This window comes from Sphingobacterium sp. UT-1RO-CII-1, assembly GCF_026711005.1.
Classification (GTDB): Bacteria; Bacteroidota; Bacteroidia; order Sphingobacteriales; family Sphingobacteriaceae; genus Sphingobacterium.
This window is the reverse complement of sequence record NZ_JAPPVJ010000005.1, coordinates 267,304-291,966: the sequence shown is the minus strand read 5'-3', so window position 1 is coordinate 291,966 and position 24,663 is coordinate 267,304. Positions and strand designations below refer to the sequence as shown.

At 38.1% G+C, this 24,663-nt stretch carries 22 protein-coding genes; 15 read left to right on the top strand and 7 right to left on the bottom strand.

What is annotated here, in order from left to right; genetic code table 11:
- Window positions 1-84: 84 nt before the first annotated feature.
- The 6 genes from ORI89_RS13010 (at window position 85) to ORI89_RS12985 (ending at window position 9,933) form a co-directional block, all read left to right on the top strand.
- Window positions 85-3,318: a SusC/RagA family TonB-linked outer membrane protein gene (locus ORI89_RS13010; RefSeq protein WP_268230923.1), complete on the top strand. Its 3,234-nt coding sequence runs from the start codon at window positions 85-87 to the stop codon at window positions 3,316-3,318.
- Window positions 3,319-3,328: 10 nt separating this feature from the next.
- Window positions 3,329-5,203: a RagB/SusD family nutrient uptake outer membrane protein gene (locus ORI89_RS13005; protein WP_268230922.1), complete on the top strand. Its 1,875-nt coding sequence runs from the start codon at window positions 3,329-3,331 to the stop codon at window positions 5,201-5,203.
- Window positions 5,204-5,293: 90 nt separating this feature from the next.
- Complete coding sequence (locus ORI89_RS13000) at window positions 5,294-6,070, top strand: ABC transporter ATP-binding protein (protein WP_268230921.1); 777 nt, start codon at window positions 5,294-5,296, stop codon at window positions 6,068-6,070.
- 1 nt (window position 6,071) lies between these two features.
- Complete coding sequence (locus tag ORI89_RS12995) at window positions 6,072-7,742, top strand: hypothetical protein (protein ID WP_268230920.1); 1,671 nt, start codon at window positions 6,072-6,074, stop codon at window positions 7,740-7,742.
- Between the two features lie 28 nt (window positions 7,743-7,770).
- Window positions 7,771-8,562: an SDR family oxidoreductase gene (locus ORI89_RS12990; RefSeq protein ID WP_268230919.1), complete on the top strand. Its 792-nt coding sequence runs from the start codon at window positions 7,771-7,773 to the stop codon at window positions 8,560-8,562.
- Window positions 8,563-8,655: 93 nt separating this feature from the next.
- On the top strand, window positions 8,656-9,933 hold the full coding sequence (locus ORI89_RS12985) for a DUF2851 family protein (protein WP_268230918.1): 1,278 nt from the start codon (window positions 8,656-8,658) through the stop codon (window positions 9,931-9,933).
- Here ORI89_RS12985 and ORI89_RS12980 read toward each other — a convergent pair.
- Window positions 9,930-10,583, bottom strand: a complete 654-nt coding sequence (locus tag ORI89_RS12980) for an ankyrin repeat domain-containing protein (RefSeq protein WP_268230917.1) — start codon at window positions 10,581-10,583, stop codon at window positions 9,930-9,932. The two genes, ORI89_RS12985 and ORI89_RS12980, sit on opposite strands and share 4 nt — an antisense overlap.
- Before the next feature lie 219 nt (window positions 10,584-10,802).
- Between ORI89_RS12980 and ORI89_RS12975 the strand changes: the two genes are divergently transcribed.
- The 9 genes from ORI89_RS12975 to ORI89_RS12935 all read left to right on the top strand — a co-directional run bounded on the left by ORI89_RS12975 (window position 10,803) and on the right by ORI89_RS12935 (window position 17,505).
- Entirely contained in the window at window positions 10,803-11,372 is a 570-nt protein-coding gene (locus ORI89_RS12975) for a UbiX family flavin prenyltransferase (RefSeq protein WP_268230916.1), read from the top strand.
- Window positions 11,373-11,613: 241 nt separating this feature from the next.
- Entirely contained in the window at window positions 11,614-12,879 is a 1,266-nt protein-coding gene (locus ORI89_RS12970) for a dihydroorotase (protein ID WP_268230915.1), read from the top strand.
- 8 nt (window positions 12,880-12,887) lie between these two features.
- A complete protein-coding gene (locus ORI89_RS12965) occupies window positions 12,888-13,556 on the top strand; it encodes a hypothetical protein (protein ID WP_268230914.1) in 669 nt (222 codons plus the stop codon).
- A 3-nt stretch (window positions 13,557-13,559) separates the two neighbouring features.
- Window positions 13,560-14,189: a DUF4199 domain-containing protein gene (locus ORI89_RS12960; protein WP_268230913.1), complete on the top strand. Its 630-nt coding sequence runs from the start codon at window positions 13,560-13,562 to the stop codon at window positions 14,187-14,189.
- 16 nt (window positions 14,190-14,205) lie between these two features.
- Complete coding sequence (locus ORI89_RS12955; protein ID WP_268230912.1) at window positions 14,206-15,156, top strand: glycosyltransferase family 2 protein; 951 nt, start codon at window positions 14,206-14,208, stop codon at window positions 15,154-15,156.
- Between the two features lie 3 nt (window positions 15,157-15,159).
- Complete coding sequence (locus ORI89_RS12950; RefSeq protein WP_268230911.1) at window positions 15,160-16,152, top strand: glycosyltransferase; 993 nt, start codon at window positions 15,160-15,162, stop codon at window positions 16,150-16,152.
- Between the two features lie 41 nt (window positions 16,153-16,193).
- Entirely contained in the window at window positions 16,194-16,460 is a 267-nt protein-coding gene (locus ORI89_RS12945; RefSeq protein ID WP_268230910.1) for a hypothetical protein, read from the top strand.
- 2 nt (window positions 16,461-16,462) lie between these two features.
- A complete protein-coding gene (locus ORI89_RS12940) occupies window positions 16,463-17,227 on the top strand; it encodes an MBL fold metallo-hydrolase (protein WP_268230909.1) in 765 nt (254 codons plus the stop codon).
- Between the two features lie 125 nt (window positions 17,228-17,352).
- Window positions 17,353-17,505 carry a lmo0937 family membrane protein gene (locus tag ORI89_RS12935; RefSeq protein ID WP_268230908.1) on the top strand — a complete coding sequence of 51 codons (153 nt, stop codon included), beginning with the start codon at window positions 17,353-17,355 and terminating at the stop codon, window positions 17,503-17,505.
- On the opposite strand, the gene ORI89_RS12930 is transcribed toward ORI89_RS12935, so the two are convergent.
- The 6 genes from ORI89_RS12930 to ORI89_RS12905 all read right to left on the bottom strand — a co-directional run bounded on the left by ORI89_RS12930 (window position 17,502) and on the right by ORI89_RS12905 (window position 24,615).
- Complete coding sequence (locus ORI89_RS12930) at window positions 17,502-18,191, bottom strand: 2-C-methyl-D-erythritol 4-phosphate cytidylyltransferase (RefSeq protein WP_268230907.1); 690 nt, start codon at window positions 18,189-18,191, stop codon at window positions 17,502-17,504. The two genes, ORI89_RS12935 and ORI89_RS12930, sit on opposite strands and share 4 nt — an antisense overlap.
- Before the next feature lie 44 nt (window positions 18,192-18,235).
- Complete coding sequence (locus ORI89_RS12925; protein ID WP_268230906.1) at window positions 18,236-21,268, bottom strand: AAA family ATPase; 3,033 nt, start codon at window positions 21,266-21,268, stop codon at window positions 18,236-18,238.
- A 2-nt stretch (window positions 21,269-21,270) separates the two neighbouring features.
- Entirely contained in the window at window positions 21,271-22,497 is a 1,227-nt protein-coding gene (locus ORI89_RS12920) for a metallophosphoesterase family protein (RefSeq protein WP_268230905.1), read from the bottom strand.
- 27 nt (window positions 22,498-22,524) lie between these two features.
- Entirely contained in the window at window positions 22,525-22,806 is a 282-nt protein-coding gene (locus tag ORI89_RS12915; protein WP_268230904.1) for a SelT/SelW/SelH family protein, read from the bottom strand.
- Between the two features lie 275 nt (window positions 22,807-23,081).
- Window positions 23,082-23,492, bottom strand: coding sequence for a c-type cytochrome (locus ORI89_RS12910; protein WP_268230903.1), 411 nt, complete (start codon window positions 23,490-23,492; stop codon window positions 23,082-23,084).
- 109 nt (window positions 23,493-23,601) lie between these two features.
- Entirely contained in the window at window positions 23,602-24,615 is a 1,014-nt protein-coding gene (locus tag ORI89_RS12905) for a zinc-binding alcohol dehydrogenase family protein (RefSeq protein WP_268230902.1), read from the bottom strand.
- Between the last annotated feature and the right edge of the window lie 48 nt (window positions 24,616-24,663).

The following is a 24,663-nucleotide window of genomic DNA, read 5'->3' as shown; positions in this document are numbered from 1 at the left end:
ATAAAACAATACAACCAATAAAGTACATATATACCATTGTATATGAACTAAACAACTAAACACTAAACATTCAATAAATTTATTATGAACCAGAAAACAGACTTTAGAAAAAAAGTTGGTCGGTTTCTGTGGGTAGGTGTTTCGGCAATTATGTGTTGTAATTATTCTTACGGGAGTAATTATTTGTATATGAATGCTGAAAACGTAAAGCCCATTGAACTGAAAAATCAAGAAACAATCACAGTGAAAGGTGTTGTTCGAGATGCACTAACTAATGAGCCTTTGGCCGGAGTAACAATTGCCGTAGTAGGAACGACTAACGCTACTACAACGGATGAAAATGGTAATTATGAGATAAACCGTGTGTCAGTTTCCGGACAGCTATCATTCAATATGGTAGGTATGGAAACGCTAGTGCAAGCTGTTTCTAACCGCCGAACAATTGATGTGCTATTAACATCTTCCAATGCTAATATTGATGAGGTCGTAGTGGTGGGGTATGGTGTCCAAAAACGAGAAACCGTAACGGGTTCTGTGGTAGCAGTAAAAGGTAATGAGCTACAAAAGTCTCCTTCGGTTAACTTATCAAATTCCATCGCAGGACGCGTGCCTGGAGTTGTGGCTACAAATGCCGGTGGAGAGCCGGGATATGATGGTTCAACTATTAGAATTAGGGGAACAAATACGCTTGGCGACAGTGGCCCCCTTATTGTAATTGATGGTATTCCAGCTCGCGCAGGTGGTTTTGATCGGTTGAATCCTGCTGATATAGATAATATTTCGGTGTTAAAAGATGCGTCAGCAGCTATTTATGGTGCAAGAGCTGCAAACGGGGTTATTTTGGTGACAACAAAGCGGGGTAAAAGTGGCAAACCACAGCTTTCCTACAGTTTTAATCAAGGCTGGTCTCAGCCAACAGTAACACCTGATTTAGCTAATTCGTTACAGTACTCTGAAATGAGGAATGAGTTGGAAATTTATAAACTACCGGTATCAGAATGGGCAAATGCTTTATCGGGCTTTAATAAAGAGGGTACATATGTAAGACCGAATGGGACAACGGTTTCAGCTCCATTTACTCCAGAAGATAAACAGCTCTATGCTGATGGATCTGACCCATGGGGGCACCCTAATACTGACTGGTTTAAGGAAACACTAAAAACTTGGTCGCCGCAACAAAAGCATAGCTTGCAGATTGATGGAGGAACAGAGGATGTACGTTACTTGATGTCTATGGGATATCAAGATCAGGATGGGTATTATAAGCAGTCGGCAACAGGATATAAGCAGTATGATTTCAGGATCAATCTGGACGCTAATATTAGTCCTTACATAAAAACACAGTTTGGGGTGTTGGGCAGACAGGAAGATCGTAATTTTCCTACTAAAGGAGCAGGAACGATTTTTAGGATGTTGATGCGAGGAAACCCGACAATGCCAGCTTATTGGCCTAATGGCATGCCAGGACCGGATATTGAAAACGGAGAAAACCCTGTGGTTATTACAACAGATCAAACGGGATACAAACGGGATAAACGTTATTACTTTCAGTCAAATGGACAGGTCGATATTACAAATCCTTGGGTGGAAGGGTTGAAGCTTTCGCTAACAGCTTCGGTGGATAAGTACATGAAGAAGACTAAAGATTGGGAGATTCCTTGGTATTTGTATACTTGGCAGAACGAATATGAGGCTGATGGAGTAACGCCTAAGTTAGTGAAAGGAAAGCGTGGACCAGCCGACCCAAGACTGAATCAATCGGATGAAGATCAGATGAATATTTTGTTGGGAGGAGTATTGAGTTACGATCGTAAGTTTGGTGATCATACCCTGAATTTATTAGCAGGTGTAAATAGGGAAACAATTCGTAACGATAACTTTTCTGCTTATCGGAGATATTTCATTTCGGAGAAAAATGATTATTTATTCGCAGGAGGTGATAAAGAAAAGAATAATAATGGAGGAGCTTGGGAACGAGCTCGTTTGAATTATTTTGGACGTGTGGGGTATAACTACAAGAGTAAATATATCGGAGAGTTTTTGTGGCGTAGAGACGGTTCATATATGTTTCCTGAGAATAAAAGATATGGATTTTTCCCTGGCGTGATGTTAGGGTATATGGTGTCGGAAGAGGATTATTGGAAGGATAATGTGAAGTTTATTAATTACTTCAAAATAAGGGCTTCTTATGGGCAGATGGGTAATGATAATATTTATTACGATAATGCTTTACAGGAGTATCAGTATTATAAAACTTATAGCTATAGTGACTATGTGATAGGAGGGGATATTGTGAAAACATTGTCGGAAATTCGAGTCCCTAATATGTTTGTGACTTGGGAGGTGGCGAATAACTATAACTTGGGTTTTGATTTTCAGTTTTTAGGAGGGAAGATGAATGCAGAGTTTGATATTTTCAAAAATAGTAGAGAAAGTATCTTATGGCGGAGAAATGCATCTGTTCCGCAAAGTACAGGGATGAATTTGCCAGCTGAAAATATCGGTAAAGTAGATAACTCAGGATGGGAGTTTAATGTGGGGTGGCAAGATAAAATAGGCGAATTGGGCTACTCTGTTTCAGTAAATGGTGGTTATGCGAAAAACAAAATAGTTTTTTGGGACGAAGCGCCGGGGGCACCGGAATGGCAAAAGACTACAGGGCGGACAATTAATGCTGGTTTGTATTATATCTATGACGGGGTGTTTAAAGATGAAGCCGATATTGCAAACAATAAGTTAGATTACTCTGCGGTTAGTGGTAATTTGCGCCCTGGGGATATGAAGTATTTTGATTATGACGGTGATGGTAAGATAACTCCTAATGATAGAGTAAGGCGTGATAAAAATACGACTCCGACTTTTCAAGGTGGCGTAAATATTGGCTTAACTTATAAGAATTTTGATCTGAGTATATTACTTCAAGGAGCAACAGGTGGAGAGCTACGCGTAGGAACTAACGAATCGGGTGCTATAGGTAACTATTTAGTTGATTTTTATGAGAATAGATGGAGTGTTGACAACCCAAGCAGTGTGCACCCTCGTATAACGGATAGGAGTGATCAGTATTATTCAGACGGTAATACCTATTGGTTGAGAAATACAAACTATTTACGTTTAAAGAACGTAGAGTTTGGTTATAATTTACCTGCTAATATTTTAGAGAAAATTAAAGTAAAAAACCTTAGGGTATACGCAAGTGGATTGAATCTAATTACATGGAGCGGATTTAAAGTTCTTGATCCGGAATCAACTAATTCGATTGGACATTATTATCCACAATCTAGGTTGATTAACGCAGGTGTTATGGTTTCATTTTAAAGATTAAAATATGAACAGATTTAAATATATAATAGCTGCTTCATTATTCTCGTTAACCGTAAGTTCGTGTAATGATAATTTTGTGAGCACAAAACCTCTAAGTGAGGTGCCCGAAAATGATGTATGGGTAGATGCTGCATTGGTGCAGGCTTTTGTTTTTGAGATGTACAATGGGTTTGGTGTAGGAGGATTTTATGAAGAACAAATGGCTTCATTAACAGATGAAGCACTATTTACACACCCCGGTCGAGGGATAAATACCGTAAATGAAGGGCGTTCTAATCCAGCTGATCAGGGACGGATGATGGATACGTATAATTATGGCAATTTATACAAGCGTATCCGGGCTGCAAATCTAGCGATTATTAAATTGCAAGAGCCAGAGTTTGATAATCCAACTTTAGCTAAGCAATTATTGGGAGAAGCACATTTTTTAAGAGCTTATTATTATCAGCAATTGTTACGTTTTTATGGGGCAGTCCCTTTAGTAGAAAATGTATATAATTTGGAAGATACGGACTTCACAAAAGAGCGTAATACTTATGAAGAATGTGTGAATTTGATTGTAGCTGATTGTGATAAAGCCGCTGAATTTTTAAAAGGACGGGCAATGACTGATGGGCGTGTTAGCGAAGTAGCTGCGCTAGCGCTTAAGGCCCGTGTATTGACCTATGCTGCCAGTGACTTACATGATAACGCTACCGCAAAATCAAAATCACCAACAATAGCAGGCTATGCTGATGCACAGTTTTTGGGATATACCTCTGGAGATCGTAAAGCTCGTTGGCAATTGGCTAAAGATGCAGCAAAGGCTGTAGTAGATCGGTCGGAATTTGCTTATAAGTTAGATCTTGCAGCTCCAGCAACAGCTGAAGAAGGAACAGCTAACTATAATGCTATTGCCATGGGTGGAGGTAGTAAAGTGGCTGATGCTGGTGGTAAAGTGGACCTGATTTTAGGACGATTTTTTATCGACTTAAAAGATGAAAGAGGAGGATGGGTTGGCCGCGATAATGGACCAAACGGGTATCACAATTGGGCTGGGAATACACCGGTGCAACTTTTGGTGGATGATTATGAAATGCAGAACGGAGCGAAGTTTGATTGGAATAATCCGACTCATAAAGCTGCTCCCTATGAGAATAGAGATCCGCGTTTGGCAGCAACTGTTTTACATGACGGATCCGCTTGGAAGCCACGAACGGATGACGTAAAGAATAGAGATCCAAAAAATCAGATTCAGACAGGTCAATACGAAGTGTTGGATAAAGATGGGAAAAAAGTGGTGCAGTATGGATTAGATACTAGGAATAGTCCGGTTGAAGATTGGAATGGCTCCTATACGGGATATTATTACCGAAAGTTTGTAGACTCGGATCCCGCTATTGTAGATCAAAATACTAGACAATCTATACCATGGCCATTACTTCGTTATACAGAAGCTGTACTAAACTATGTGGAAGCTTGTATAGAGTTAGGTGAAGAAGCAGAGGCAAGGCTATGGTTGAATAGAATCCGTTATCGTGCAGGAATGCCAAAAGTAGATGATTCTGGTGCTGCACTAAAAGACCGCTATAGAAACGAAAGAAGGGTAGAGCTGGCTTATGAAGAACATCGTTATTTTGATGCGAGGCGCTGGATGATTGCTAAAGAGACGTTAGGTCGAAAAGCAACTGTAATCAGTATTTTTGGTAAATTGAAGGACGGTAAAAATGTGTCTTTGTATAGTTATGATAAAAATAATTATACATACTCTTATACAGTAAATACGATAGATCCGGGGATTGAAAATCGGACCTGGGTAGATAAAATGTATTTTTCTTCTATACATAGAGATGAAATGAATAGAAATACCAAATTGAAACAAAATCCAGGCTATGATTAATAGCTGAAGAAAGGCGAGAGAAATCTCGCCTTTTTTTATAATACGGATTTTGTTAAATAGCTTTAATATTTTCAGTAGTTTTAAGGTGTTATGGAAGAAAATAAACCAATTGTTCGCATACGTAACTTAAAAAAGAGTTACGGGCATAAGCAGGTCTTGAAGGGAATTAATCTGGATATATATCCAGGTCAGGTTATCGGATATATAGGTCCTAATGGAGCAGGAAAGTCAACTACAGTAAAGATATTAACAGGGCTTATTTCTGATTTTGAAGGAGAGGTGGAAGTGGGAACGTACGATGTGCGAGTGGATACTTTAGCTGTGAAATCGCTGATAGGTTATGTCCCCGAGCACGCAGAACTTTACGATGTATTGACACCCATGGAGTATCTTGATTTTGCAGGAAAATTGTATGGTCAGGATGATATGCTGATTGAAAGCCGAGCTACTTCTTTGCTCAAAGCATTTGGGCTTTTTGATGTCAAGGACGACCGGATGGAGTCTTTTTCTAAAGGTATGCGCCAAAAAGTTTTGTTAGCATCGGGGCTCATACATAATCCGCAGATTATTGTGTTGGATGAGCCGTTGTCGGGCTTAGATGCTAATGCTGTGATATTAGTGAAAGAAATGATTGCTTTATTGGCTAAGGAGGGGAAAACTATATTTTACTGTTCGCATATGATGGATATTGTGGAGAAGGTTTCTGATCGTATTGTTCTGATAGTGAATGGCGAGATAGTTGCTAATGGCACAATTGATGAGTTGAAGACCGGAGATGAAAAAACTTTGGAAGAAGTTTTTGCAAAATTGACACTGGGTGACACTGAGGCAGCAAAAGCGTTGGATATTATACAAGCAATACGTTAGTATGGGGAAAATAACACTTCGTTTTTTAATTCTTTTTACACCGGTTTTTAAGCGAATGGGTCTAGACGTTAGGCAGTTAAAGCTTATTCTTTCGGTAAAGCTGACCTGTGACGATCGTACAGTGAGTCAGTTGTTTGGGTCTACTGGACATAAGAGAAAATCAGGTAAGTACATGTCCTTTTTTGCTTTTTTTATGCATTTAGTTGTAGGGCTCATGGTTATGATGGTAGCTCTGGTGATTCCAGACCGATTAACTGGGTTTGGCCTTGGTATAGCAACATATAGCTTTTTGCTTGCAGTTTTTTTGATTAATGATTTTTCTAGTATCCTTTTTGATACAAAAGATCAATATATTATTTTACCTAAACCTGTAAGCGATAGTACGTTCATGGCAGTACGTATTTTGCATATGGCTGTGAAATTACTTAATGTGGCATTTGCAGTAAGTTTGCCTCTTGTGATCTATTCGGGGTTTGAATATGGTGTTTTGGCATTGCTGGCTTTGGTATTTTCTTTGTTCTTGGCTTGTTTAGTTGCATTATTTGGGGTCAGTTTGTTTTATCTTTTAGCACTGCGTTGGCTACCTCTTTCCCAGATCAAGAGGGCTATTGCTTATATACAGATATTTTTATCTTTATTAATTCTGGCAGGCTATATGGTTGTTCCACGTCTGTTAAAGATAGATGCGTTGCAAGATCTAACTATAGCTGAGGAATGGTGGCTCTGGGTTTTACCATCAGTATGGCCTGTTGGTTGGTTTGAGATGGTGGTTGGCGGATTAAATAGTACCACGTTAGCTTTACTTTTTCTATCGATTCTGTTCCCTTTTTTAGCAGTGTTTTTTGTTCGTTTTTTTCTAGCTAAAGGGTTTATGGATAAAATATTTGCTATGGGGCAGGCGGAGGTAAATGTGAATGAGAAAAAGCATAAGAGCGGGATATGGGGAAAGCGTCTCGCACTCGCTTTGACGAGAAAAGGCCCAGAAGAGGCTGCATTTTTACATGTCTGGTATATGACAGGACGATCGCAGAAACTGAAAATGCAATTGTATCCTACTTTGGTGTATGTACCGCTATATTTTGTTTTTATCTTTTTTATGCGAGGAGAAGAGGCTACGTTAGCAGAGCAATATGCAAATTTAATGGAAACTGGTCGTTATATTGTTGTTTTTTATCTGGCGAGTATTTCATTGTTTGGTGTTTTGCAATTGATTACAAGGTCAGAGGTATATAAGGCAGCTTGGATGTATTATGTTGCGCCGATAAAAAAAGATGGTGAAGTGATTTCGGGAGCACTAAAAGCTGTAATCATAAAATATTATTTAAGCTTTATGCTTCTTTTTGCTATTGTTTCTGTTTTTATGTTTGGTGTTTCTGTCGTTAATGATGTGTTGTTAGCAACTTCATTAGGGTTAATTTTAACGATAGTACTCGCTTTGTTTGCCATCCGTGATTACCCGTTTTCTTTGCCGGAAAAGGCTACGAATAATCGGTCTTTATTGACAGGTTTAGTGGCTGGTTTTATGTTTTTGTTGGCTTTTCTACACGTGCAAATATATAAAATGGAGAATTTGGTATGGGGGGCGGCAATTGCTTTGACTTTGATTGCATGGCTGATGTTTGTTTATTTGAAGAGAGAGAATTTGGTGAATGCCGAGCAGGTTGAAGAATAATAGATAACTGTATATAATAGTATAAATAATGATGAATATATCTTTAGAAGGAAAAAGAGCTCTCGTGGGAGGAGCGAGTTCGGGTATCGGAAAAGCTATAGCGATAGAGTTAGCAAATTGCGGTGCTGAGGTGGTTCTTATGAGTCGTAGTGAAGATAAACTTGTATCAGCACTGGCTGAATTGTGTGCAAATAAAGGGCAAAAACATAGTTATTTAGTGACTGATTTTAACGATTATGAAAGACATCGATCTATAATCGAGGCTTTTTTTGAAGACAATCAAATCGATATTTTAGTAAATAATACAAATGGACCATTGGCTGGTGGCATAATGTCTAAGACAGCTAATGATTATCAACAGGCTTTTGATTTATTGTTTAGACACGCCGTACAAGCTAGTTTGTTGACTATTGAAAGTATGAAGAAGAAAGGTTTTGGCCGTATTATTAACGTGTCGTCTATGACTGTAAAAGAACCTAATGCAAACTTAGTTTTGTCGAATACGATGCGTACAGCGTTAGTGAGCTGGAGTAAATCTTTAGCTTCTGATGTGGCAAAAGATGGTATAACGGTCAACACAGTATTAACAGGTTTTTTTGATACAGATCGGTTGAATAGTTTGATGCAAATGGAAGCAGAAAAAACAGGCGTATCTTTTGAACAAGTGAAACAGGGCAAGTCTGCATCAATTCCTGTACAACGTTTAGGAGAACCTAGAGAGTACGGTTATATGGTGGCTTTTTTAGCATCGGAATATGCTTCTTTTTTAACAGGTACAGCTGTTCCTTTAGACGGGGGAGCAGCTACGGCTATGTATTAAAAAGTAAACATCTTTGTTGTTGAGTGTGTGTTTATTTGTCTTGTAGTCAGTTTGTTGTGTTTGTTTTTCTGAAAGTATTTTATATCTTTAGGTATGATTTCGGAAGAGCTTGTACACTTTATTTGGCAGTTTCGATTTTTTGACCAATTTGATCTTTATACGCAGGCAGGTGAAAAAGTCTCTATATTGGACGTGGGATTGCCCAATAGTAATGCGGGGCCTGACTTTCTTTATGCCAGGCTACGTATTGCAGAACAGGAATGGCACGGACATGTGGAGATTCATGTAGACGCTAAGGATTGGGTCAGGCATAGTCACCACGAGGATTCAGCTTACAATAACGTTGTATTGCATGTCGTGTGGAATGGCTATGGACTTTTTCTGCGAGAGGATGGAACTTCTATACCCACCCTACAGATTGGCGAACGAGTGGACAGTAATCTGCTTGATAAGTATCGTGCCTTAAAAGAAAGCAAATTGTGGATACCTTGCCAAAACCAATTGAAGGATGTGAATACTTTGGTTAAAACTCAATTGCTGCAAAGGCAGCTAGTTGAACGCTTGGGCTATAAGTATAATTTAGTTTATGACCTGCTGAATGAAACTGCTCATGATTGGGAACACGTGCTTTTTGCTCTGGTATGCCGTAGTTTCGGAATGAAAGTAAATGCAGAGTCTTTTATGGACCTGGGTAAGATATTGGAGCATGTTCTTTTTCGTAAGTATCAATGTGATCTGATGAAACTGGAAGCTATGGTTTTTGGGCAGGCTGGTTTGCTTCATTCTGCTCATGAGGATAGTTATGTGAAAGAGTTACGAAATGAGTATGCTTATCTGAAGAAAATACATAAGTTAAGAGAATTAAAGCCTATTGTTTGGCGGTTTATGCGTATGCGCCCTTATAATTTCCCTACGTTTCGGATTGCCCAATTCGTTAGTTTATATAGTGCTAAGCCCTCCTTATTTGCAGATGTATTATTTGCTGAAGATATTAAAACGGTATACTCATTTTTTGAAGGGATAAATGTATCTTCTTATTGGTCGGATCATTTCATATTTGGGAATAAAACTTCTGTTCATAGTACACGTATTAGTCTTCCCTTTGTGGATCATTTATTGATAAATGCCTTTATACCCACAATGTTTGCTTATGGGAAATATATTCATGACACTAAACTCCAAGATAAAGCTATAGCTTGGTTAGAGACTATTGCTGCTGAAAAAAATAATATCACTAATAGATTTTTTGAATTAGGAATGCCTATTCGTTCCTCGGCAGATTCGCAGGCTGTATTACATTTAAAAAAGCATGGTTGCGATAAAAAAAGATGTCTTGAATGTAGTGTTGGGCTTTTTTTATTGCGTAACTAATGCAGAGCTAGTATTTCAGCAATTTCTTTGTGCCCCTTCTCCATAGCAAGTTCAGATGCTGTTTGACCAGTGCTGGTTTGGGTAGCGATATCTGCTCCATTTTCTAATAAAATAATGATCAAATCAATATTCCCTTGTTGTGCGGCAAGGTGTAAGGGGGTGATGTTTGCATTTTGTACAGCGTTAATATCCGCTCCAGCTTCTATTAGCATCTTACTAATAATATCATACTGACCGGTTAATGCTGTATGTAATGGATAAATTTGGTAACCATTCTGCGAAGGAATATTTGGATCTGCTTTTTTGGCTAGTAAAAGTCGTACTACCTCATCTTTTCCGAAATGTGTGGCTATGCTTAATGGTGTAAAGCCATGTGAAGAGATTTCGTCAATGACTTCAGGCTTTTGTTTGAGCATAGCTTCTACATGTGTTGCTAGACCGATTGCGGCAGCTTCATGTATAGTGATGGTAGTTAGATGCCCTAAAATAGTCTTTATAACATTTTCTTTGTGATAGTAGCATGCTAGCAGTAAGGGAGATATATGGTGGCTCGTGTTTTCCCGTAAGAGGTGTGGTGAGTTACGTAACAAGATTTCCAGATCATGATGATTCCCTGTTTCAATATACTCTTCTAACATTTGTGCGCTCATCTTTTGCGGATTTTATCTACCAGTGTATGCGTTTGTTTGATAATTATTGCTTTCTTTTTACTCTAGAGAACATTATTATAATGAATGGACTCTCTTTATGTACGAATTAAATAAAAAAAAATCAGATTCAAATGAATTGTTCATAAAATTAGGATTGTTAGGTAAATAATTAGGTGATTAGGGAGAGTTTGCTCATTTTTATTAGCTTTGATGATACGTATGAGGATTAATAAGAAAAAAGTGGTAGTCGCTGTGACGGGAGCAAGCGGTTCAATATATGCGAAAGTTCTTTTAGATAAACTTATGCTATTGCAGGATCAAGTGAAGGAGGTGGCTGTAGTGATGTCCGATAATGCAAAAGATGTTTGGCGTTTTGAGTTGGGGAGTGATGATTATAAGGCTTACCCATTCACTTTTTATAGTAAAAATGATTTTATGGCACCTTTTGCTTCTGGGTCAGCACGGTTTGATACAATGATTGTATGCCCTTGTTCGATGGGAACATTAGCACGTATTGCGCACGGAGTATCTTCTGATCTAACGACAAGAGCTGCGGATGTGATCTTAAAAGAACGAAGAAAACTAGTGTTGGTAACAAGAGAAACTCCACTTAGTGGGATACATATACAAAATATGGCCTTGGTTAATCAAGCAGGAGGGATTATTTGTCCGGCTACTCCCTCATTTTATAGTTTGCCTAAAACATTTGAGGAATTGGCATCTACAGTAATTGATAGGGTATTGTCTTTGTCAGATATCTATATTGATAGCTATAGCTGGGGAGAGTAGTGCCGAAAAATAGGTTTTTTTTAAAATAGGTGTTTCAATATATTTTGTACATTTGTTCTTCAATGAAGGGGCCTCGAATCTGCATGTTTACAAACGCTAGTTGCATTCCAAATAGTGGGCTTGATAAGATCATCTGTACGGATGATAATGAAATATACTTGTTAAATAGAGGCCTACTTTCAGGGATATCCGGTCGTTTTATTAGACCATTTGTTTTTCTATAGCATACAATGTAAAACTCATGAATAAAATTTTAATAACTTCTGCTAAACTTATACTTCCTGAACATCCGCTGCATAATATGCTTATTGATATTTATGTAGAGAATGGGATAATTGCTCAGGTAGCATCTAAAATCGATTTGGCAGCAAAGGATATTCAAGTTATTGATGGTAAAGGCTGTGTTGTTTCTGTGGGTTTTTTTGATCTTCATACCAATATTGGAGAACCAGGGTTGGAAACGAAAGAAGATATAGCTACAGGTACTGCTGCGGCAGCAGCAGGAGGTTTTACAGGGATAGCCGTTCAGCCGAATACGCAACCTGCTTTATACAGTAGATCAGAGATTTCTTTGGTAGTGAATACGGCAGCAGGTAACTTAGTAGATGTTTACCCAATCGGTGCGATTAGTAAGAAACGAGAAGGTAAAGAGTTGGCCGAGCTATATGATATGCACTTAGCTGGCGCAGTTGCTTTCAGCGATGGCGATCGTAGTGTTCAGCATGCCGATTTGATGGGAAGAGCTTTGCTGTATACAAAAGGTTTTAATGGACTTATAATCTCATTTGCTGAAGATATTACCCTAGCGGGAGGAAATCAAATGAATGAAGGGGAAATGAGTACCTATTTAGGGATGAAGGGTAAGCCAAACCTTGCGGAAGCGTTAATGGTTTCGCGCGATTTGTTTTTAGCAGAATATTATGAAGCTCCGATACATTTTACAACACTATCTACTGCTGAAGCTGTGGATCTTGTGAGACAGGCTAAACAAAAAGGATTACAGGTGACAGCTGATGTTGCTGCGCACCACCTTGTTTATACTGATGCAGAAATAGTAGGCTTTGATAGTAATTTTAAAGTAAACCCACCATTGCGTACGCAAAAAGATGTGGATGCATTGCGTAAGGGACTGCAAGATGGCACGATAGATGCCGTAGTATCTCAGCATACCGCTCATGAAATAGAATTTAAAAATGTAGAGTTTCAAATTGCACAGGAGGGTATTATCGGCTTGCAAACAGTTTTACCTCTATTGGTGGGGGCTGGTTTGTCGGATGAGGTGATTGTTGATAAATTGGCGGTTCAGCCAAGGAAGATTCTAAAACAAGATATTCCAACCCTATTGGAGGGAACTTTGGCAAATATTGTCTTGTTTGATAGACAAGAGAATTGGGTGTTTGATGATAAGATAAACAGATCAAAAGGGACGAATAGTCCATTGTTCGGAAAAGAGTTGCAAGGTAAGGTGAAAGCAGTAATTAATAACGGACAATTGGTCATAAACTAACAAAAGATATGGATTTAACAGTTAAAAGAGCCTTTGAGGCAGGTATTCAGGCCTATGCTAAATCTGAAGGTAACGAGATTAGCGCATTTGAAGATGCGCTACGAAATGTTTTTGACCAAGAGGTCCCCTTTCTTAATAAGGTTGATGCTTTAGATCGTGTATTTGACGATTTTCAACGTTTTGAAGAATTAAGAGAGGTATATTTTGATTTGCTAATGATTAACTTCTTTAGTGAAGACGTGCAGAAGCTGGACGAGGATTATTTGGAATCGGAGGAATGGGAAGGAATAGAGGAGCAGACCATTGACAGAGGTACAGAATTATTGAATATATTTTTGTATCTACGAGAGTGTGAGGATGATGAAATAGAGGCGTCTTTGGATGATTACTTGAAAGAGTTCTTACTAGTAGAAGAAGATGAGTTTCAGGATGAATATACTATTTATGAAAAAGTAATCGCTAACCAGATTCTAGTGGATAGCACTTATGAAGAAATTAGAAAAGTAGCAGATACCATTTCTCATCAGGATGAATTGAAAGAGCTTTTTTACCCGATGATGAGTTTCTTTAATGAACCAAAGCCTGATGCACAGCAGCTGGAAGAGTTTACGCAATTTGCTGGAAACAAGTCTTTCGACATCGCAGTGTATCAGATTATTGCTAATTTTAATGCTTAAATTATGAATGTATACGTACAGGAAGGAACTTTCCCCGAGCAACTTGTTCGAAAAGAGGGAATCAAATTAGGTGTTTACCTAGGTGTGATTTCATTTGTCATCAGTACAATCTCTATGTATGTTTTGATGAATAGTGCTGATTTCAAAATGACTTCATTAATTACCGGGACACTCTCTATTGTAATAATGATCGTGCTATCAGCTAGTTTTTCGTTGATGTTGCGTAAAGTAGGAGGAGGGTTCTGGAACTTTAGTGAAGCTCTAAAAAGCATATTTATTATGCTTGCTATAGCTGTTATTATTACGAATATTGGTGGTGCAGTTTTTAATTTGGCCATACCCGAACCACAACAGGTCGTGTTTGATAAAACAATTAATATGACTATCGAGACGATGGAGAGCATGGGGGTAGAGGATGATGTTATTGATAAGCAAGTAGCCGACCTGGAGAAAACAAGAGATGACTTAAGAACTTTTTCGTTCGGACAGACGTTAAAAGGGTTGGGAATTAACTTGATCCTTTATTTTGTTTTTTCACTTATTCTTGCCGCAATATTCAAAAGAGAAAGACCTGCTTTTTTACGTGTGCCTGCCGAGGATGCCAAAACAGATACTGAGCAAACGGAAAATTAAAAGTTGAAAAGTCTGTATGGATATATCAGTAGTAGTTCCTTTATTTAACGAAGAGGAGTCATTGCCTGAATTGACTGATTGGATCAGGAGGGTAATGAAGCAACATAACTTTAGCTATGAGATTATTTTAGTAGATGATGGTAGTAATGATTCGTCTTGGAAAGTAATTCAACAGCTAAAATTATCGCATGAAGAGATAATAGGCATTAAATTTAGAAGAAACTATGGTAAATCGGCAGCTTTGAATGTAGGGTTTGATGCAGCAGAAGGAGATGTGGTGATTACTATGGATGCGGATCTGCAGGATAGTCCGGATGAAATTCCTGAATTGTACGACCGTGTCGTTAACCAAGGGGCGGATTTAGTTTCGGGTTGGAAGCAAAAACGCTACGATCCTTTAACGAAAACAATTCCTACAAAGCTGTTTAATTCGGTAACGAGAGGCATGTCGGGGATACATAACCTGCATGATTTTAACTGTGGATTAAAGGCTTATAAGAAAGAAGTAGTGAAAAGTATTGAGGTGTACGGCGAAATGCATCGTTACATACCCGTGTTGGCTAAATGGGCCGGGTTTATCAATATACAAGAACAGATCGTACAGCATTATCCCCGAAAATACGGAACAACTAAGTTTGGAGCAGGCCGTTTTGTTAAAGGATTTTTAGATCTTTTATCTATATTTTTTGTAGGTAAATTTGGTAAACGCCCCATGCACTTTTTTGGTACTATTGGGGTGTTAAGTTTTTTAATAGGCTTTTTTATTACTTGCTATTTGATATTTGAAAAGTTGATGAGTATTGCAAGCGGTAGTGTGTACCGTAATGTAACCGATCAACCGCTTTTTTATCTTTCTTTAGTGGCTATTCTTATAGGAACACAGCTTTTTCTTACCGGTTTTATAGCCGAATTAATCTCTAGAAGTTCGAGTGACCGAAATCGGTACCATATCGAAAAGGTGATATAAGCTATGTTTTTTTCGGTAATTATTCCCCTTTATAATAGACCGCAGGAGATTGCTGAATTGTTAGAATCCCTGACCTTACAGACCTATAAGGATTTTGAGGTCATTATAGTTGAAGATGGCTCTATCGTAACCGGTGAGGACATTGTGAAAAGCTTTGCCGATCGTTTAGCTGTTCGGTATTTCATGAAGGTAAATGAAGGACAAGGTATTGCGAGAAATTATGGCTTTGCAAGGGCTAAGGGAGATTACTTTATTGTTTTGGATTCGGATGTAATTCTACCAAATGGTTATCTCCAACATGTGCTTACAGGTATAAAGTCTGAAGGATGGGATGCTTTTGGCGGACCGGATGCTGCGCATAGTTCTTTTACAACAGTTCAGAAGGCCATATCTTACGCAATGACCAGTCCGTTTACAACGGGAGGAATCCGTGGTAATAAAAAACACGTAGGGCAGTTTCACCCACGAAGTTTTAATATGGGCTTGTCGAGAGAGGTATATGAACATACCGGAGGGTTTCGACTATCACGAAGATCAGAAGATATTGAGTTTAGTATTCGGATGATTAATGAAGGCTTTAAGGTGGGGTTGATTTCTGAAGCTTATGTTTATCATAAGCGACGTACCTCGCTTCTACAATTCTATAAGCAAACAAATTCATTTGGTAAAGGACGTATTGCTATTTATGAGCTTTACCCATCCGAACTTAAATGGGTGCATGCCCTGCCTTCTCTGTTTGTTACTGGCTTGGTTGTTTTGCTATTTTTGAATACGATGTCTTCTTTTTTGGTAGCGTGTTTAGGTCTCCAGATATTGGCATACGTGGGGAATTATTTATTATTTTTATATACATTGCTATTGTTTTTACATGCTTTATCTAAGACAGGGAAGTTGAATGTTGCTTTTTATGCGGTTTTAGCGGCTTATACGCAGCTGATAGCCTATGGAACAGGCTTTATAAGTGCTTATATTTCGTATAAACTTTTCAAGAAATAGGCTGTTTGTAGTTTAGGTATGTGTTTTAAAATTCGAAGAAAGTGATCACATTTACACAACATAATTTAGGGAAGTTGGAAGACTTGTTGAACGACTTTGGATACAAAGTGCGTTATGAGAAAGGATCATTCCGTACAGGCGCATGTTTGATTCAGAATACAAGAGTTATTCTGGTGAATAAGTTCTCTAATCTGGAAGTAAGAATACAATCTTTAGTAGGTTTAATACAAGAAATAGAAGTGGATGTTTCTATATTAGATGATAAGAAAAAAGATTTTTATAAAACAATTAAAAAGTTGGTAGCATAGGTTTGAAGGTAACATTTTTAGGGACAGGAACATCACAGGGCGTACCGGTTATTGCATGCGAATGTAAGGTGTGTTGTTCGGAAGATAGCAAAGATAAGCGTCTCCGGTCATCTATCCTTATTGAGTATGATAACGCAACTCTTGTGGTAGATACGGGACCTGATTTTCGTTATCAGATGTTACGAGAACATGTGCAAGAACTGGATGCAATTTTAATCACACATTCCCATAAGGATCATATTGCAGGGATGGATGATGTTCGGGCTTTTAATTTTAAGCAGCAAGCTTCTATTCCGATATATGGAAGTGGAGAAACACATCAGGCTTTGCAACGGGAGTTTTATTATGCATTTAGTGATAATAAATATCCAGGGATACCGCGTTTACAATTAGAGCCTATAAACTCAGGTGAAGTTTTTTTTGTAGAAGGGCATCGCATTATGCCTTTGGAGGTGATGCATCATAAAATGTCTGTTCTTGGCTTTCGGTTTGGTGATTTTGCATATGTCACTGACGCAAAGACAGTATCCGCAAGCTCAAGGGCATTATTGGAGGGAGTGCGGGTGTTGGTGATTAATGCATTACAGGAAGAGCCGCATATTTCTCACTTTACGAAGGAGGAAGCTATAGCTTTTGCGCAGGATATAAAGGCCGAAAAGACTTATTTAACACATATAAGCCATCGTTTTGGTCAGCACGATTTTATTCAGGAAGGCTTGCCAGAAGGTATGTATGTGGCATATGATCGCTTGGTCATTGAAGTTTAAGCCGTATATTTATTGAACGTGTTTTATACACGAATGTACTATCTCAGAATTTTCAAAACTTTTTTTCTATACATATTGTTTTATTACTATAAACCAATGCAGGTTTATAATAAAACTAAAATGTTATGGGAAATATACTTTATTTAATAGCGGTTGTTTTAGTTATCATTTGGGCCATTAGTTTTTTCGGAGGTTTTGTGAGTGGCGGTATTATACACGCGTTGTTGGTTATTGCTATTATTGCAATATTACTGCGTGTTATTCGGGGGAATGCTTAGTCCCAATTGGCCTGTATGTAAATTTGTGCAATTTGGAGATCCTCAGGATAAGTGATTTTAATATTTCTATAATCACCAGATATTAAATGGATAGTATGTCCATGGGCTTCTACTACAGATGCATCGTCTGTGAAAAGAGGGGACTCTTCTTGCTGAAAGGCTCCTTTTAACAATGCGGTTTTAAAAGTCTGTGGTGTTTGTATCTGCCATAATAAATTGCGGTTCAAAGCACTATTTTTGTGAGGACCTCCCTGTCGGATAGAGTTGGTAGCAGGTATAGCTAAGACTGTGGCTCCATATCGATCGGTCTGCAGATAAGCTTCATCAATGAGTGAGGTGCTGATAATAGGGCGAGCACCGTCATGAATTGCAATCAGATCTGCTGTGGGATAGTTGTCAAAAATATAGGTCAATCCATTCCTTACGCTTTGAAAACGGCTTGTACCGCCTGTGACAACTTCGTGTTTAGTTTTGTAGTTATATTGTCGGCAAAGGTGCTGCCAATAATCAAGCATATCTTCATGTAAAACAATAATGATGCGGGGGGCACTTTTGCTATGTGCAAATTGATCAATACTGTGCATCAGAACAGGCTTATCATGAAGCTGAACATATTGTTTAGGAAGGTCTCCACCCATTCTGGTGCCTTTCCCGCCTGCTACAATAACTACATATTTATCTGACATAACACGAAGTTAATATTATTCTATAAAAAAGCGGGTATTATCGTTCATTCGTTAACATGTATGCGACTGCCGTGTTCGGCATCGTTCATAATAGTGATTGACTTTGGTATTCGCTCTTTTAATTCCTCGACGTGGGATATAATACCAACGATACGATTCTCTTTGTGTAAGTATTGCAAAGTTTCAAACACAGTATTCATACTGTCGGCGTCTAATGTGCCGAAGCCCTCATCAATAAAGAAAAAGTTTTTATCAGCTTTATTAATGATTTGAATGTTTTCTGCCAAGGCTAATGCTAAACATAGAGAAGCTTGGAAACTTTGCCCGCCTGAAAGAGTTTTTACTGAGCGTCTATATCCATTATGAAGAAAGTCTACTACTTCAAATTCGTTACTATCATTAATAGTTAGGCTTAAATTGTTTTTAGTCAAGCGATGAAAACGCTCATTAGCTATTTCGCACAAACGCTGTAGGTGTATACTGGATACATAATTTACAAAACCTGAACCTCGGAAGAGGTTTTCTAGCGTAGTTAGGTTTTTCTTTCTCAGGTCTAATAGTGTAAACTCTTCTATTAGTTTTTCTTTTTTAGCAACTTCAATCTGTAATCTTTCAAATTCTTTTTCCAGGGCAGCAGTTGCACCAAGCTTTAGCTCGAATTCATTTCTTTTAAAGGTAAGTGTACTACTCTTTTCTTCATACAGTACCTCGTTAAAATTGTCATGAGCAGCCTGTTGTTCAAGCTCGCTTATTTTAGCTAGCAATACATTGAGGTTTACCGTAAATTCTTGAATGGCTTTACGTAAGCTTTCACTATTTAAATTTTTTTGTAAGATACTTTGTACCTGGGTAATGTCTTCAAAACTATGTTCGTTTAGTAAACCGGCAATTTCCGATTGTCGGTAGTTGAGTTGTTGAAATAGTTTTTGAAACTGTTCTTTTAAAACACCGCGCTCACCATTGATCTGTGCTAAGTTTGTTTTAAGTTGTTGTATTTCGGATGAAAGAGTTTGGTACTGTTCTTCTAAAAATTTTATTCTGCTCTGTATTTTCTCCTTCTTTTCGAGCAGTGTCTTTTCATTTTGCGTTTGGTCTATCTTTAAGATACGCAATTGTTGCTGATTCTGGTTTATTAGGCTTAATGTAATACGTAAATTTTGTTCAAAATCATTTATTGATTTTTCATATTTTTCCACTTTAAGAAATGCTTCCTGATGGTTGAGACGTAAAGTTTTTATTTCACTTTCAATTTGCTGTATTATCTTTTCTGTTTCCTGTCCTTGGACTTTATAGTTGAAAAAAGCAGTTTTGTCTAAAGGAGAAAAATCTTTCCAACTGAAATTCTGTTGTTGTTGGTTTTGTTTGTTGATATTTTCGGTTTGCGCCTGTTGCAATAAGTTTAAAGTATTTTTCTTTTCTTTAATTAAGATACCCGTTTTGGTCAATTGGCTTGTTTGTCGTTTGTTATATTCAAGCTCCTGCTGCACTTTCATAAGTTTATCGCTTAATACAGCTTTCTGCCGTGCCAGGTCGTGAATGTGCATAGGCGAAGGGTGGTCTTTTGAGCCACATAACGGACAGGCCTCGCCGGATTGTAAACTATCGGAAAATTCAGCAAGTTTTTCATTTACTTTTAGCTGGGTCTGTTCTTCCAAGAGTTGGAGCTGCTGTTTTAACCATTTTTGCTCGCTCTCCTGTAATTTTTGTTCCCAATTTTCAAGAGTGAGGTTTGCTGTATTAAATTCCGCAAGAAGTGTATTGATATCTTTGTTTAAAGCTAGTTCCTGTGCGGCGAGCTCTTGTGCCTGTTGCTGTAGAAGGTCATTGTTTTGGTACCAGTTTTCTAAGGCTAGGAGTACAGTTGTATCTGTTTTTTTTGCCTTAAGTAATTCTAATTTATTTTCTTGTTCGTTGATGCGATCAAGAAGAGTCTTTTCTTCCTGTTTTACTTTTTCTAAGAAAGGCTTGCCATCACTGATCCGTTTTTCTAAGATGTTCTTTTCAATTGTATTCTGACAGATAGTGATTAATAGTTTGATGTCTTCTATTTCTGCTTTATATTGGTCTAGATGTTTAAACTCCTCGGCTATGGCGGCCCATGTAGTTTCTTTTTGCGCTATATCTTGTAGTGCTTTTTCTTTGTTAACACTTAGTTGTTCTATACGTAGTGTTGTCGTTTCTTTTTCTTTATTAATACGTTGCGTATCGCTTAAGATCTCTCTAAAGGCCCGATCTGTCGTTTCGTAAATATGAAGTTCTTTTTCTAGTTTTTCAATGCGAGGTTTTTCTTTGAGTAGTTCATCCCGCTCTGCCTGCCTGGCTTGAATGTCAAGACGGAGCTTCTTGCCTTCATTTAATATACGACACTCTTCTTCAAGCTTTGTGACTTCATTTTTTAAACTATTCAAATCGGTGAGCGCCTGTTTAAGATCGGTCATTTTCTGCTCTAATAACTCTGGGCTAATAGCTTCAAAACCAGATAAAGCACCTTTTATGTGCTCGATTTTACTGTTATTTTGGCGCTGCATAAAGGACACTTTAGGACCAAGGTCAAATCGGTCTAAATTAAATATTTCCTTCATCATATCAGATCGATCTTTCCCTTTCAACTCGAGAAATTCTTTAAACTGCCCTTGTGGTATGATGATCGTTCTTCTAAAGTTAGGATAAGATAAGTTGGTGTACTTAGCGCCGTCAGCAGAGTCTAACGGTAACCATTGACCATCCTTTAGTTCGTAAGCAAGACGTTCGATCGTAGTGGTTTCTTCAAACTTCTTTTTACGTTTCCATTGGGTTACAAAACGGAAATGACGATTTTGAAAATTTAGAAACTCGAAAACAATGTAGGCAGCGTCTGATTTTAGGTTTAACATATTGTATGTACGTTTCTCCTGCTTATTGAGACGTTCTGTTTCGCCGTATAAGGCAAAGCTAATGGCTTCCAATATAGATGATTTTCCTGAACCTACATTGCCAAATATGCCGAATAGGCCTGCTTCAGTAAGTTTGGTGAAATCTATTTCTTGTTTGTGTTGGTAGGAGTATAGTCCTTCGATACTTAAATATAATGGTAGCAATGTTATTCCTCCGTTTCTGTCTGACTGTTTAACACTTCATTTAACAAATCCATGAGCTCTTCGTTAGGCTCTTGGCCTGTGCGATGTTGAAAATAATCTTTGAACAAGCCTTCTATGTTTTGGTCTATATTGATTGTTTTTCCGCTCGGGCTACTCGCTTGCTGTTGTAGAACAACAGGGATGATATGAATGATGCCATCATGTGCGTCATGTATTCTTTTCAAATCTTGTGCAGCTATGAATATTTCGCTCACAAGTGTCAATTCCACCAAGGTGTCGGGGTTGTCAGTAAGCCATGTAACAGCTTCGTCAATGTCGTCAAACCGCATTCTGTATAATTGCCTTCCCTGCTTGAGTTCGATGGGACGATATATAGCGGGCAAGCCAGGTTCTACTTCAACAATAACTATGTGCTTTTTCTGTCCTGCTTCTGAAAAAGAGTAGGCAAGGGGACTGCTGGAGTATACTACAGGAGCGCTATGTCCGCCAATATTTTGAAAACGATGTAAGTGTCCTAATGCAGTATATTGTATTTGATGGGGTATGCCGTCTGAGTATATCAAGTCAGCGTTGCCTATTTTAATTGGTTTTTCCCCTTCAGGCTCTTCTAAGATCTCGCCTCCACGCTTTAACATGTAAAGATGAGCTGTCAATATATTAACACCTTGTGCATTGGTGAACTCTTGGGCAAGCGTGTGCCAATGTTCTTTAAGCACTAGGTTTAATTGTTGTTCTTTATTTTCAGCACCTAGGTATTGTTTTAGACGAATTTCGTTAGCGTAAGGGGTGTGTAGTATCCGAAGTGGATAACTGTATTGCGGTAGCATGATTTCGAAAAAACCAGGTTCGCTTTTAGTAATTGTAAATCCTTCAGGTATCTCAATTTTCCGAATATGCGCGTACGGATAACCGACGAATATAATGCCGCATTCTAAAGCCAAACTGTCTGGAGCGTCAATACGATCGGCACTGTCGTGATTTCCAGCAATAGCAATAACAGGGCGCCGACCATTAAGGCTTAGTCGTCTTAATGTGCGGTACAATAATTCTACAGCTTCTACGGGCGGGTTAAAAGTATCAAATAGATCGCCTGCAACGATGATCGCATCAACCTGTTCTTTATCGGCAAGCTCACAAATTTCTTCCAAAACAGCATATTGCTCTTCAAGTCTCGAAAAAAAATCCAGACGTTTACCTAAATGCCAGTCGGCTGTATGTAATATTTTCATTTTTATTAGTCACTATACTCCCCAGTGTTACTGTTTTTTGTCGGAATGACCTAAGTCTTTTTCCGGGCTTACTTGATCACGTATAAGTTGTTTTAGTTCTTTTATTTCTGGGAATCGCCCACTTGATTTTCTGTCAAAAACGACCAGTTTATTTACACAAATGGTATAACGTCCGCTTGTTTCACTGGGGATTAAGGAAACAGCATAAACTTCTTCAGAAAATGTTTGAAGGATTTCTTGTGCCATATAGGCAGCACGAAGCATCCAGCCACATTTTGGACAATATTCGATAGAAATTGTTGGCTTCATATTATGTGTAAACTATTAATTTGTCCGTGATAAACCTAAATATATGCAAGTAGCCGATACCGATGTCGGTCGGTTAAATATACCACACATTCGTGAGAAAGAGAAGAGCAAAAACCTTAAAATGTGATAAAAATGACTGTCTAAACCTTAAGGGGATAGATAAAGCCTAGATATAGAATAGTTTTATATATCTAGGCTTTATCTTGGTTTAGCCCGGAAGTGGCGTGATCTTGTTTAAAGACTAACTTTTTAGTATTTCTAGAGAGTAGTCTTTGCTATTTTGCAACAGCTATAGTTATTGGGGTTGCAGCTCCATTGTGGCAGGTGCCGCAGCCTATCTGTTGAAACACACCATCTTTTTGATGTTTGCTGAAATATTTTTTATTAATTTGCTTGTTCATTTTAATCATGTGGCGAGCAACCTCTTTGATGGGGTTTGCATCGCTAGCAAAATCAAGTCCTTTTTCGCCATTACTTTTCGGCGCATGGCAATGATTGCATTTTACACCTAATGCTAGATTATAACTTTTCATTGTAGCTTCGAGTTCTTCATTTGAAATGTTTTTTGGCAATACTTTCAAATTGCTTGGTCTAGGATTGCTTTCCTGAAAATTTGTTGTGAATGCACTGATGGTGATAGCCAGTCCAATCACAGCTGCGATAGCTGTTATTCTTTTTAGTATCATAATTTACCTCTCTTTTAACCAAGTATAAGCAAAATAAACGAAAAGTCATAATACTGTCATTGGGTGGTTTTGGTAATTAAGTAATAAATAGAATGAACTGGTGTTTTGGCTAATCAAAATCAATTATGGCTTTCATTAAATCTGCTCTATATAATTTTTCAAACATGGTGGGAAGTTCTAGAAATTTTATTCTTTGTGTGATATAGCCTTGTAAATTGAGTTTTCTATTTCGCATTAAGTTGATCACCGAATGAAAATCTTCTTTTGTAGCATTTCTACTCGCTTTTAGTGTTAGTTCTTTCTTGTGGAAATTAGGATCATCAAAAGTGATCGATCCTATAAACAGACCGACAAATACAATAGTACCACCTGCTGCTGCATAATTAAATGTGTTTTGCATAGACTCTTTACTGCCCGTAGCGTCAAGGACAATGGTCGGTAGTTCACCATCGAAGACACTTTCTAAGTCTTCCAAAATCGTTTCAGATAACGTTATAGTTGTTATTTCGGGAAAGTTTTTTCTTACAAAATCGAGTTTCTCTGGGTTCGTATCCACAACTGCTACTTTTTGTTTATAGAGGGCACATTGCATAAGTATACCGTAACCTATAGGGCCTACACCGACAATTAATACTGTATCATCAATTGTTATATCTGCTCGCATAATAGCATGTCTACCTATAGCTAAAGGCTCTATAAGTGCCAGATGATCCAAATCCAAGTCATTAACAGGGTGTATAAGGTCTGCGTCATAAATAATGTACTCTTGCATAGCTCCGTCTTCATGTACGCCCAATACACGAAGATCTTTGCCGCAGTTGGTCTTTCCTCGTTTTACTGCCTGATCTTCCGTGAGGTTCCTATAAGGTTCAACTGCACAACAGTCGCCTACCTTTAGGTGCTTGATAGCTGAACCTACTTCTATAATTTCACCAGCTATTTCATGTCCCAATATACGTGGATAGGTGAAGAAGGGTTGGTTTCCTTTGTATGCATGGAGGTCGGTTCCGCAAATTGCTACTCGCCTAACTTTTAGTAGTACAGACCGAGGGGATAAAGAAGGATTAAACTCTTTGTGAATGAGTGATAGCTTGCCGGGTGTTTCTAATATTATTGTTTTCACTATTATTTATCGTTTAAAATAGATGACCATTTTGTGCGATAAAATTAG